The 12,649-nt window shown below is 32.7% G+C and carries 10 protein-coding genes and 1 pseudogene; all 11 read left to right on the top strand.

The window, feature by feature from the left end:
- The first annotated feature begins 29 nt into the window (after window positions 1-29).
- On the top strand, window positions 30-410 hold the full coding sequence (nusB, locus tag ABEY15_RS08620; protein WP_429890059.1) for a transcription antitermination factor NusB: 381 nt from the start codon (window positions 30-32) through the stop codon (window positions 408-410).
- A 37-nt stretch (window positions 411-447) separates the two neighbouring features.
- Window positions 448-1,323, top strand: a complete 876-nt coding sequence (folD, locus tag ABEY15_RS08615; protein ID WP_429889673.1) for a bifunctional methylenetetrahydrofolate dehydrogenase/methenyltetrahydrofolate cyclohydrolase FolD — start codon at window positions 448-450, stop codon at window positions 1,321-1,323.
- A gap of 36 nt (window positions 1,324-1,359) precedes the next feature.
- Complete coding sequence (gene xseA, locus ABEY15_RS08610; protein ID WP_429889672.1) at window positions 1,360-2,706, top strand: exodeoxyribonuclease VII large subunit; 1,347 nt, start codon at window positions 1,360-1,362, stop codon at window positions 2,704-2,706.
- The gene (locus ABEY15_RS08605; protein ID WP_429890058.1) at window positions 2,706-2,939 is read left to right on the top strand and encodes an exodeoxyribonuclease VII small subunit; all 234 of its coding nucleotides are present in this window, start codon (window positions 2,706-2,708) and stop codon (window positions 2,937-2,939) included. The genes xseA and ABEY15_RS08605 overlap by 1 nt, the downstream gene beginning before the upstream one ends.
- Before the next feature lies 1 nt (window position 2,940).
- Window positions 2,941-3,828 (top strand): polyprenyl synthetase family protein, encoded by an 888-nt coding sequence (locus tag ABEY15_RS08600; RefSeq protein ID WP_069034071.1) that lies wholly within the window; start codon window positions 2,941-2,943, stop codon window positions 3,826-3,828.
- A 359-nt stretch (window positions 3,829-4,187) separates the two neighbouring features.
- Window positions 4,188-6,068 (top strand): 1-deoxy-D-xylulose-5-phosphate synthase, encoded by a 1,881-nt coding sequence (gene dxs / locus ABEY15_RS08595; RefSeq protein ID WP_429889671.1) that lies wholly within the window; start codon window positions 4,188-4,190, stop codon window positions 6,066-6,068.
- Between the two features lie 15 nt (window positions 6,069-6,083).
- Window positions 6,084-6,911: a TlyA family RNA methyltransferase gene (locus ABEY15_RS08590; protein ID WP_429889670.1), complete on the top strand. Its 828-nt coding sequence runs from the start codon at window positions 6,084-6,086 to the stop codon at window positions 6,909-6,911.
- A 295-nt stretch (window positions 6,912-7,206) separates the two neighbouring features.
- Window positions 7,207-7,659, top strand: coding sequence for a transcriptional regulator AhrC/ArgR (ahrC, locus tag ABEY15_RS08585; protein ID WP_069034068.1), 453 nt, complete (start codon window positions 7,207-7,209; stop codon window positions 7,657-7,659).
- A gap of 32 nt (window positions 7,660-7,691) precedes the next feature.
- Window positions 7,692-9,422, top strand: coding sequence for a DNA repair protein RecN (gene recN / locus ABEY15_RS08580; protein WP_429889669.1), 1,731 nt, complete (start codon window positions 7,692-7,694; stop codon window positions 9,420-9,422).
- 309 nt (window positions 9,423-9,731) lie between these two features.
- A pseudogene (gene spoIVB, locus ABEY15_RS08575) lies at window positions 9,732-10,841 on the top strand (SpoIVB peptidase); the annotation flags it as partial.
- A 625-nt stretch (window positions 10,842-11,466) separates the two neighbouring features.
- Window positions 11,467-12,255, top strand: coding sequence for a sporulation transcription factor Spo0A (spo0A, locus tag ABEY15_RS08570; RefSeq protein ID WP_069034065.1), 789 nt, complete (start codon window positions 11,467-11,469; stop codon window positions 12,253-12,255).
- The last annotated feature ends 394 nt before the right edge of the window (window positions 12,256-12,649 follow it).

Below are 12,649 nucleotides of genomic sequence, written 5' to 3'. Positions count from 1 at the left end.
AATTTAGCTTAAAGGAGTTTATTATTTTGATGAAACGTAGAAAAGCAAGGGAACTTGCATTACAAACATTATTCCAAATGGATTTAAGTGAAGCGAATGCTTCAGATGCATTAGAGCATGTATTAGAAGAAGCTGAAGAAAAACAAGATGCTTTTTTAGAGGCAATTGTAACAAATTTTGTTAGTCATAAAGAAGTGATTGACGAACAATTAGCTTCAAATATCGAAAGCTGGACGATTGATCGTTTAGGCAACGTTGATCGCAATATCCTTAGAATCGCTCTAGTAGAAATTAATTACTTAGAGGATGTTCCAAAAAGTGTAACAATCAATGAAGCGATTGAAATTGCTAAAGTTTACGGTGATGATGATTCTAGTAAATTTATCAATGCGGTATTATCAAAATTCTAAATAGATAGATTGTTTATATGCATAGGGGGAAACTAAAATGGTAGCAACATTAATTAATGGTAAAGAAGTTTCAGTATCAATTCGTGAGGAATTAAAGAATGGTGTTTCAGAATTAAAAAATCAAGGTGTTACACCAGGTTTAGCAGTTGTTTTAGTTGGAAATAATTCTGCTTCAAGAACATATGTGAATTCGAAGCATAAAGCATGTAATGAATTAGGAATGTATTCTGAAGTAATTGAATTACCTGAAACAGTTACTGAAGATGAGTTATTATCCGTTGTAAACAAATTAAACGATGATCAGTCAATTCATGGTATTTTAGTTCAGTTGCCATTACCTGCTCATATCTCAGAAAAGAAAGTAATTGAAACAATTTCTCCATTAAAAGATGTTGATGGATTTCATCCAATTAATATTGGAAGAATGATGACTAATCAAGATTCATTACTACCTTGTACTCCTTTTGGTATATTAAAATTAATAGAAAATACAAATATTCCGATTAGTGGAAAACATGTGGTTGTTATTGGACGTAGTAATATTGTAGGGAAACCAGTTGGACAACTATTCTTAAACGAAAATGCAACGGTTACTTATACACATTCACGTACAACTAATCTAAAAAATATTACAAAGCAGGCTGATATTTTAATTGTTGCTATTGGTGTAGCAAAATTAATTACAGCTGATTATGTTAAAGAGGGAGCAATTGTGATTGACGTCGGCATGAATAGAGACGAAAATGGCAAATTATGCGGAGACGTAAATTTTGAAGATGTAAAAAATGTTGCTGGTTATATTACTCCTGTACCAGGTGGAGTAGGTCCAATGACAATTACAATGCTACTTCATAATACGGTAAAAGCAGCTTCTCAAATTGATAGTAAATTAAATTTGAGTACTAAACTTTAATTTTATTGCTTTGTAAGAATGAAAGAAGGGCTATGCATGACGGAAAAGCTACCAGTTACTGTTACCGCATTAACTAAATATTTAAAAGCAAAATTTCAAGCGGATCGTAATTTGCAAAATATACTTCTCCGTGGAGAAATCTCAAATTTTAAACGTCATTCATCTAGCGGTCATTATTATTTTACGTTAAAAGATGATGGTGCTAGAATTGCAGCGGTCATGTTTCAATCCTATAATGCAAATATCGCATTTCAACCAACTGATGGTATGCAGGTTATTGTACAAGGTGAAATAAATGTATACCCAGGATCTGGTAGCTATCAAATCTACATAAGAGACATGCAACCTGATGGGGTTGGTGGTCTCTTTGTAGCTTATGAACAATTGAAGAAAAAACTATTAGAAGAAGGACTCTTTGATCAGAAATTTAAGAAAAAGATTCCTTCTTTTCCTAGTGTAATCGGGGTTGTTACTTCACCGACTGGAGCTGCTGTTCGAGATATAATTACAACAATTCAAAGAAGATACCCGATTGGGAAAATAGTTGTAATTCCGACTCTTGTACAAGGTGAAGGGGCGAAAGCGTCAATTGTAAAGTCAATTGAAACAGCGGGTAAAATGAAAGAAATAGATGTGTTAATAGTCGGACGAGGCGGAGGATCAATTGAGGAACTCTGGGCCTTTAACGAAGAAATAGTAGCGAGAGCGATCTTTGAATCAAAAATCCCAATCATTTCCGCAGTTGGTCATGAAACTGATACGACAATTGCTGATTATGTCGCTGATCTAAGGGCACCTACACCAACAGCTGCAGCAGAATTAGTTTCGTTAAGCCAAAGAGAAATACTTGAACAATTTACAGTTCGAAAATCAAGGCTTAATAAAGCGATGGATACGATTATTGAACGAAAACAAGCGCAATTAAAGGCTGTTCAAGATGCTTATGTTTTTAGATATCCAAATTCACTATTCCATCCAAAACAAGAGCAATTTGACCGGATTAATGAACGTTTACATACATCAATAAATGAAATTGTTAAGTCTAAAATAAACAAGCATAAAGAACTAAATTCGTCGCTGCTTATACATCATCCAAGTAATAGAGTTCAGCTTGAGAAGCAAAAGCACCAGCAATTACATATGGCTTTACAAAAAGAATTTAATCGACTAATTACCCAGAAGAAATTTGAAATGGAACGAGTAGTTCATACACTAGATGCACTTAGTCCATTAAAAGTTATGGCCAGAGGTTATTCATTAGCATATAAAAATGATAACGAATTAATGAAATCGGTTAAACAAGCAAAAAGCGGAGACCAGTTCCAATTACAAATGACCGATGGGAAATTAAATTGTGAAGTACTTGAAGTAAAAGGAGAGTGATTCAATTGTCACAAAATGAGCGTTCTTTTGAAGAAGCAATAAAAGAAATTGAAATAATCGTACAAAAATTAGAGCAAGGTGACGTACCACTTGAAAAAGCGATCGAATACTTTCAAGAAGGTATAAAACTTTCTCAAATTTGTCAAGAGAAGCTTACTAAAGTTGAAAAACAAATGACTTCTATATTAAATGAACAGGGTGAACAAACTCCTTTTACTGTTGAGGAGGAATAATATGAACACTTTCAAAGATTTTATGGAGTATTCCAGTAGAATAGTAAATGATGAGATGATTAAATCGGTTGAAAGGTTAAAAGCACCAGAAAAATTAAAAGAATCTATGTCCTATTCATTGCAAGGTGGAGGGAAAAGAATTAGACCTCTTTTACTTTTCGCAACTCTAGATGCATTTGGTAATGACCCATTAATAGGGATTAAACCTGCATGTGCTTTAGAAATGATTCATACTTATTCATTAATTCATGATGATTTACCGTGTATGGATGATGATGATTTTCGAAGGGGGAAACCGACAAATCATAAAGTATTTGGCGAAGATCTTGCGGTATTAGCAGGTGATGGTTTATTGACATACGCATTTAAATTAATTACGGAAATGAATGATTTTCATGTGTCTGATCAAGTGAAACTACAATTAATTAGTGAATTAGCGATTGCTGCAGGTCCTGAAGGTATGGTTGCCGGTCAGGTAGCAGATATGGAAGGGGAAAGTAAAGAGCTGAGTGGAGAAGAATTGCAATATATCCATGAAAGAAAAACGGGTAAAATGCTAATGTATCCAGTTATTGCAGGTGCAATTATTTCAAAAGCAACAGCCGAACAATTATCTCACTTAACGCAATTTGCTTATAAACTCGGTATCGCATTTCAAATACAAGATGATATTTTAGACGTAATAGGTGATGAAGAAGTACTTGGTAAGCCAGTTGGTAGTGATATAGAAAATGATAAAACTACTTATGTTAAGTTGTATTCAGTCGAGGGTGCTAAAGAAAGGCTTCATACATTTATTACTGAAGCTAAACAACATGTTCGAGCATGTGGGATTAAAGATGACTATTTAATCTCAATTTGTGATTTTGTTGAAAATCGCAGTTTTTAAACTTAGATTATGTAATTAATTCCATGTCCATTGAATAGATTTATTCATTTATGTATAATGTAACTACTTTATAACCGTTAATGTTGTTAATAAAATATACAGAAATGTAGGCCGTTAACACATTTGTGCTAGCGGCTTTCTTTACATTTTGCAAAAAATATTTATTATTTTGTTCTATAAAAATAAAAAACATTAAACAGATTTTAATAAAAATGGTATTATGATACATGGTGTTAAGAGTTAGTCATTTAAGAAACTAGCGTTTAACTACAAGTATGGTAAAATCATTTTATAGATAAAATTACATAATAATGAATTATTTATATAGATTTAACATCTAGGAAGGTGAGTGATCCAAGATGGATCTTACGACAATTGAAAATCCGAGCTTTTTAAAAAATAAAACGAACGGTGAATTAGAAGTATTAAGTGAAGAAATTCGTAAATTTCTTATTCAACAGCTTTCTGAGACAGGTGGGCATATTGCGCCAAATTTAGGAGTTGTTGAATTAACGATTGCATTACATAAAGTCTTTGATTCGCCTAAAGACAAATTTTTATGGGATGTAGGACATCAATCGTATGTTCATAAAATATTAACTGGTCGCGCTAAAGAATTTACAACACTAAGACAATTTAAAGGATTATGTGGCTTTCCTAAACGAATTGAAAGTGAGCATGATGTATGGGAAACTGGGCACAGCTCGACTTCACTATCTGCGGCAATGGGGATGGCTATTGCTAGAGATATTAAAAAAACTGGTGAATACATTATTCCGATTATCGGAGATGGTGCATTAACTGGTGGGATGGCTCTTGAAGCAATGAATCATATTGGACATGAGCAAAAAGATGTCATCGTTATTTTAAATGATAATGAAATGTCTATAGCTCCGAACGTAGGTGCTTTACATAGCATTTTAGGAAGATTGAGAACTACTGGGAAATACCGTTGGGCTAAAGGTGAACTTGAAGGTGTAATCAAAAAAATTCCTGGAATCGGGGACAAACTATCAAGTACATCAAAAAAATTAAAAGATAGCCTTAAATACTTAGTTACACAAGGAATGTTTTTTGAGGAAATGGGATTCACTTATTTTGGACCAGTTGATGGTCATAATTTTGAAGACTTATTTGAATCTCTTGAATATGCTAAGAAAACTAAAGGCCCGGTATTAGTACATGTACTAACGAAAAAAGGAAAAGGATATAAGCCAGCAGAAAGTGATGATATTGGAACTTGGCATGGCACAGGTCCTTATAAAGTTGAATCTGGAAAGTTAATTAAGCCGGATAAAACACCACCAGCATGGAGTAAACTTGTTAGTGATACTGTGTTAAAATTAGCTTTAAAAGATGAGCGAATCGTGGCGATTACTCCTGCAATGCCTGTCGGTTCAAAATTGGAAAATTTCCAAGCTCAATTACCTAACAGAATTTTTGATGTCGGTATTGCAGAGCAACATGCGGCAACAGTAGCAGCTGGTTTAGCAACGCAAGGAATGAAGCCGTTTTTAGCAATATATTCAACATTCCTTCAAAGAGCATATGACCAAGTATTACATGATATTTGTAGACAAAATTTAAATGTATTCATTGGAATCGATCGTGCAGGGTTAGTAGGTGCTGACGGTGAAACTCATCAAGGTGTGTTTGATATTGCCTTCCTACGACATATTCCAAACTTAGTTTTAATGATGCCTAAAGATGAGAATGAAGGCCAACATATGGTAAACACTGCAATTCAATACGAAGATGGTCCAATTGCGCTGCGTTTCCCTAGGGGGAATGGTATCGGCGTACCAATGGATGAGCAATTAAAAGAAATCCCGATTGGATCATGGGAAGTATTAAGAGAAGGTTCTGATGCAGTTATCTTAACATTTGGTACAACAATTAAAATGGCATTAGATGCAGCGGATGAGTTAGAGAAAGAAAATATTTCTGTTAAAGTAGTAAACGCAAGATTTATTAAACCAATGGATACTGCAATGTTAAATGATATCTTTAAGGACGGAAAACCGATTTTAACGATTGAAGAAGCAGTATTACAAGGTGGTTTTGGAAGTGCTGTTTTAGAATTTGCAAGTTCAAATAATTTTCAAAACGTCCGCGTAGAACGTATAGGTATACCGGATTTATTTGTTGAACACGGTGATGTTGATAAATTACTTGATGAAATTCATTTAACAAAAGATGAATCGGTTAAGAAAATCCGTGAAATGGTTTGTAATAAATAAGAGGATGACATATAAATGGCAAAAAAGGAACGAGTAGACGTACTTTTAGTAGATCGTGGTTTAATCGAAACACGTGAAAAAGCTAAACGAGCAATTATGGCAGGACTTGTCTATACAAACGAACAAAGATTAGATAAGCCTGGAGAAAAAATAGATATCGAACTCCCTTTACAAATTAAAGGTGAAGTTATGCCTTATGTGAGCCGTGGAGGGTACAAATTAGAAAAAGCTATAAACACATTCGATCTATCAGTTAAAGATAAAATTATGATTGATATTGGATCATCGACAGGTGGATTTACGGATTGTGCTCTTCAAAATGGGGCAAAAAAATCATATGCACTTGATGTTGGATACAATCAACTTGCTTGGAAATTAAGGCAAGATGAACGTGTTATAGTTATGGAACGAACAAATTTTCGTTATGTTAAACCAGAAGATTTAATTGAAGGTTTACCTCAATTTGCTTCAATTGACGTATCCTTTATTTCGTTACGTTTGATTTTACCAGTCTTAAAAACATTATTAGTACCTTCAAGTGATGTTGTCGCGTTAATTAAACCACAATTTGAAGCTGGTAGAGAGCAAGTTGGTAAAAAGGGTATTGTACGCGATCCAAAAGTGCATGAACAAGTGATCGAAATGATGATCGATTTTGCGCTTCGCCAAGGATATGATATAAAAGCTTTAACTTTTTCTCCTATAACTGGTGGAGACGGTAATATTGAATTTTTAATTCATCTTCATTGGGAAGGTTCAAAGGAAATTGGAAATAGCGAGTTAAATCGATTACCGATGGCAATTGTAAATGAAGCACATAGTGAATTAAAGAAGGTAAAATAATAAAAAGGAAACTTTCAGACTGCCCGCCAAACGCTTGCAATCAGTCTGAAAATCAAGTTTTTAGTACTCTTTGTTACACACTGAAAGGAAACCGAATAGGTTTCCTTTTTCTCCTTTTTTCAAATTAAGTAATTAATCAGATAGTAAATCAAAACTAGATAAAAAAATGATAATAAAAATTATGGTCAAAAATGCATTTTATGAAAACGTTTAAAAAAATATATACAATAACGAGTAGATTAGATAAGATATTCTTTAAGTAAGATATTTGTCGGAATTTGCAAAGAGGTGTATTATGAATAAAGGTCAGCGTCATATAAAAATACGAGAAATTATCGCAAAAAATGAAGTCGAAACACAAGATGAATTAGTACAATCATTAAGAGACTTAGGGTTTAAAGTAACCCAAGCAACGATTTCACGTGATATAAAAGAACTACATCTAGTAAAAGTACCGTTATCTGATGGGCGATATAAATATAGCTTACCTGCAGATCAACGATTTAATCCATTACAAAAATTAAAAAGACTTTTAATTGATTCATTCATTAAAATTGATAGTTCAAGTCATTTAATTGTAATGAAAACTTTGCCAGGTAATGCAAATGCAGTTGGTGCATTAATTGATCATTTAGATTGGTCAGAAATTATGGGTACAATCTGTGGTGATGATACAATCTTAATCATTTGTCGTACACCTGTAGATGCTGAGGATTTAAAAGAAAAATTTATTGACATGCTTCAATAGGAGAATGGTTTTAAAAAGAGGAGAGAAACTCATTGTTATCTGAAATTATCATTAAAAATTTTGCAATCATTGAGGAAGTTTCCATTTCATTTGAAAAGGGTTTAACTGTACTAAGTGGTGAAACAGGAGCGGGGAAGTCGATCATTATTGACGCTATCGGTCTGTTACTTGGTGGTCGTGGATCTGCAGAATTCGTAAGATATGATACTGAAAAAGCAGAAATTGAAGGCTTATTTCATATCGAAAATGAGAATCATCTAATTTATTCAAGATGCAGAGAATTAGGCTTTGACATTGAAGATGAAATGATTATTTTAAAAAGAGATATTACTTCATCTGGTAAAAGTGTATGCCGTATCAATGGGAAATTAGTGACAACTTCTATACTGAAGGAAATTGGTGGTTTACTTGTTGATATTCATGGTCAGCATGAGAGCCAAGATTTAATGGACCAAGAACATCATTTACCGATGTTACAACAATATGATGAAAAAGCAATTGCTCCTTTGTATACTGAATATCAAAATATATTTAATAACTATACAGACTTAAAAAAACAGTTAAAGCAATTAACTGAAAATGAACAACAAATGGCTCATAGATTGGATTTAATTCAATTTCAGCTAACTGAAATACAAAATGCGAATTTGCAAGAAAATGAAGACGATCAGTTGATGGAAGAAAGACTCAAAATTTCTAATTTTGAACGCATTTATAAGTCTTTAGTTGAAGCATATCAAAGTTTATCGCAGGATGGATCAGGTTTAGATTCGGTTAGATCGTGTATGTATTCTTTAGAATCAGTAACAAATATTGATAATGATATTAAAGAAATGCATGAAGGAATCAGTAGTAGCTATTACTTATTAGAAGATATATCGTATCGATTACGTGATTCTATTGAACAAATGGAATATGATCCAAATAGATTAAACGAGATTGAAACTCGTTTAAGTGAGATCTCTATGTTAAAAAAGAAATATGGGCACAGTGTTGCTGATATCTTAAAATACGCAGAAGATATCGAACAAGAGTTGGATACTATTCAACATAAAGATATGCATATCGAGAAGTTACAAAAAGACTTAGATAATGTAACAATCAAGCTAATTAGTGCTGGTAAGACTCTTTCAAATAAAAGAAAAGAATTAGCAATCAAATTGACTGCTGATATACATAAAGAATTAAAAGAGCTTTATATGGATAAAACAACCTTTGAAATTATGTTTGATGTTGAAGACGGACAAGAATCTGATCCAATAATAGATGAACAACATATAAAGTTTAAAAAAGATGGATTTGATTTTGTTGAATTTTATATTTCAACAAACCCAGGTGAGCCATTAAAGCCATTAGCAAAGGTTGCATCTGGTGGAGAACTTTCAAGGATGTTCCTAGCATTAAAGAGCATTTTCACGAAGCATCAGGGGATTACGTCAATTATATTTGATGAAGTTGATACAGGAGTTAGTGGAAGAGTAGCGCAAGCAATAGCGGAAAAAATACACAAGGTATCTATAGATTCTCAAGTTCTTTGTATAACTCACTTACCACAAGTTGCTTCTATGGCAGATACGCATTTATTTATCGCCAAATTAATTGATGGAAATCGAACGAAAACTTCTGTTACACCATTACGAAATGATCAAAAAATTAATGAAATTGCAAGAATGATCGCTGGTGTTGAAATTACAGATGTAACGATTCAACACGCTAAAGAATTGATCGATCAGGCAGCTTCTGCAAAATACCAATCTCAATGAACATAAAGAGAATGTTTAATGATGGAATTTGTTTTCTATACATTAAATATTCTCTTTTTTTTATGGGAATTATTGATAAATTAGTAATTGGAAAATGCTAAATGAAACATACTAATACAACATTATACGTTAAAGAATCTATCATATTTTTACAATCATATTTTGCTTTTGCAAAGCTAACATTAACTACATAGCCACGAATTAAAAAAAATGAAATTTGGCGCTAAGGAGAGTGATTCGCTTGTGAAAAATATAAATGTTCATCGAATAATAAAAATTCTTCTCCTTTTATTTATAGTTGGTATTGGCGTGTTTAATATAAATCAAAATAATGTGTTTTCATCTACCATAAAAAATAAGGATCAACAAGAAATTGTTAATGTAGCACTTGGTATGAATGAATTACCAATTAAAACGGTAGATGTTAAAGTATTAAACAGTTTAAGAATAATACCAGGGGGACAGTCAATAGGAGTAAAACTTAACTCAGTAGGTGTCTTAGTCGTTGGACATCATTTAGTAAATACTAGTTCAGGACAAAAGTCTCCAGGTGAAATTGCCGGTATTAAGGTTGGAGACATGATAATAAAAATGAATGGTAAACAAATCGAAAAAATGTCAGATGTATTACCGTTTATTCAAAAAGCAGGAAAGTATGGAAAACCTATAAAAATCACTGTAAAACGCGAGGGTAAGTATTACACAAAAATGTTACAACCTATTCGGGATCAAGGTCACAATAGCTATCGAATTGGTTTATATATAAGAGATTCTGCTTCTGGTATCGGCACGATGACATTCATTGAACCTAATTCATTAAAATATGGTGCACTAGGACATGTTATCTCTGATAGCGATACGAGAAAAGCCATTGAAGTAGAAGATGGGCATATAGTCTATTCAACAGTTACTGCAATTGAAAAAGGTGCAGATGGCTCACCAGGAGAAAAAATAGCGCATTTTGCTTTAGATCGTGGAACGATTGGTAATATCACTTCAAATAGTCCATTTGGCATTTTCGGTAAAGTTAACAATAAAATAGACAATGGGATCATGTCACAACCATTACCAATTGCATTATCAAATGAAGTGAAAAAAGGTCCTGCTAAAATACTTACCGTAATACATGATAATAAAGTAGAAGCATTTGACATTGAAATAGTAAGCAGTATTCAACAAAAATTCCCATCTACAAAAGGAATCATTTTAAAAGTTACTGATAAACGTTTACTTAAAGAAACTGGCGGGATTGTACAAGGAATGAGCGGCTCACCGATCATTCAAAATGGAAAATTAATCGGAGCAGTTACACATGTTTTTGTAAATGATTCGACTAGTGGGTATGGGGTTCATATTGAGTGGATGCTTGATGAGGCTAAAGTACCGATTTATGATTATCAAAATAAAAAGGCTTCTTGATTTAAAAAATACACCTAACAAATTATGTAGGTGTATTTTTATGCTTATTTGCACTACAGAATGCTCGAGTTCTGTAAAGCGATAACTTCCTACTCATCACTTCTGTGAGAAGGCTCAAAGGGCTATACTGCATCTCTCATAAGTGTTAAATATCCTTTCAAAGTAACTCTCATTAAATGGATAGCACAAAAAAATACTCTAAAATAACCTTTCCCATTATGAATTGGTTTCAACACTGTAAATATTTTGTAGTGTATTTTGTTAAAAATAAGTCAAAATAGGAAAAAAATGGTAATATACTATTAGCAACATCGAAAGATTAAAAAAAATTTAATGTAAAGGATGGTTGATATGACAGTTAATGTTACAGAATTGTAAATTTATATTAAAAATTATAAATTTACATACTATTTCATTTTTTATATAATGAATTATATGTATAATTCGACTTAATACATAGTAGTTTTTAATGCAATCGTCGAATGCTAGAAGAAATTGAAGAAAACTATCTATATTAATAAAAATATTCAGAATTTATAATAAAAACAGGAAATAAATTTTTATTGTCGAAATTATCGGTAATAAGTAATGAAAATTCACTATAGAGGATGAGGGAGGAACGGGCGTGGAGAAAATTAAAGTATTATTAGTTGATGATAATAAAGAACTTGTTATTATGTTAGAAAACTACATTAACGCACAAACAGATATGGAAGTGGTTGGGGTTGCGTTTAATGGACAAGACTGCTTACCTCTAGTGAAGGATAAAAAGCCGGATGTACTAGTCTTAGATATTATTATGCCACATTTAGATGGATTAGCGGTTTTAGATCGTTTACGCGCTGGCTTAGTTGAAAAAATTCCAAACGTTATTATGCTAACAGCATTTGGTCAAGAGGATGTTACTAAAAAAGCTGTTGACCTTGGTGCATCATATTTTATCTTAAAACCATTTGATATGGAGCATTTAATCAGCAATATCCGTCAAGTAGTTGGAAAGGGTAGTGCGGTGACTAAACGTAATGCACCTTCTTTAGTTTCTAATTACGAAAGCAAGCCACGTAACTTAGATGCTAGTATCACAAGTATCATCCATGAAATTGGGGTACCTGCACATATTAAAGGATATATGTACTTGCGTGAAGCGATTTCGATGGTATATAACGATATTGAGCTTCTAGGTTCAATTACAAAAGTTTTATATCCAGATATCGCTAAAAAGTTTAATACAACAGCTAGCCGAGTTGAACGTGCAATTCGACATGCGATTGAAGTAGCATGGAGCCGTGGCAATATCGATAGTATTTCTACATTATTTGGTTATACAATTTCAATGTCAAAGGCAAAACCAACTAATTCAGAATTTATTGCAATGGTAGCTGATAAATTACGTTTAGAACATAAAGCTTCTTAATTTATTTTTATTATTTATTACTCAAGAAAAATTCAATTCCGATTAACTTCTAATAGTGATTCCGCAGACATTTCTCTAAGCGAATAACTTCTTACGAGATCTTCGGTACTTTTTCGCATTAGCAATTATATTATTTGTAAAAAGAAAACGTTGTCTATAGTAGACAACGTTTTCTTTTGTGTTTAAAAACAATCTTGTCAATTAATTATCAAATTTTCGTAAAGGAGTAGAGCGATGTTGATTTCCACTACAGGATGCTCGCTTTCCATGGGTCGAGATTCTTTAGCCTCCTCGTCACGTTTGTGTTCTATTAAGCTTTTAATATAGTTCTTTTACTCTACTTTTTTTCTCAACCTAATGAGATAAACTATTTTACTTTTTCATTTTTACTACT

Source organism: Gottfriedia acidiceleris (assembly GCF_050457485.1).
Classification (GTDB): domain Bacteria; phylum Bacillota; class Bacilli; order Bacillales; family Bacillaceae_G; genus Gottfriedia; species Gottfriedia acidiceleris_D.
Note: the sequence above shows the minus strand (reverse complement) of the source record. Positions and strands in the feature narration are given on the sequence as shown.

Excerpts from the sequence above, each read along its gene's own strand:
- nusB (WP_429890059.1), top strand. The coding sequence starts at position 30 with ATGAAACGTAGAAAAGCAAGGGAACTTGCATTACAAACATTATTCCAA.
- folD (WP_429889673.1), top strand. The coding sequence starts at position 448 with ATGGTAGCAACATTAATTAATGGTAAAGAAGTTTCAGTATCAATTCGT.
- xseA (WP_429889672.1), top strand. The coding sequence starts at position 1,360 with ATGACGGAAAAGCTACCAGTTACTGTTACCGCATTAACTAAATATTTA.
- ABEY15_RS08600 (WP_069034071.1), top strand. The coding sequence starts at position 2,941 with ATGAACACTTTCAAAGATTTTATGGAGTATTCCAGTAGAATAGTAAAT.
- dxs (WP_429889671.1), top strand. The coding sequence starts at position 4,188 with ATGGATCTTACGACAATTGAAAATCCGAGCTTTTTAAAAAATAAAACG.
- ABEY15_RS08590 (WP_429889670.1), top strand. The coding sequence starts at position 6,084 with ATGGCAAAAAAGGAACGAGTAGACGTACTTTTAGTAGATCGTGGTTTA.
- ahrC (WP_069034068.1), top strand. The coding sequence starts at position 7,207 with ATGAATAAAGGTCAGCGTCATATAAAAATACGAGAAATTATCGCAAAA.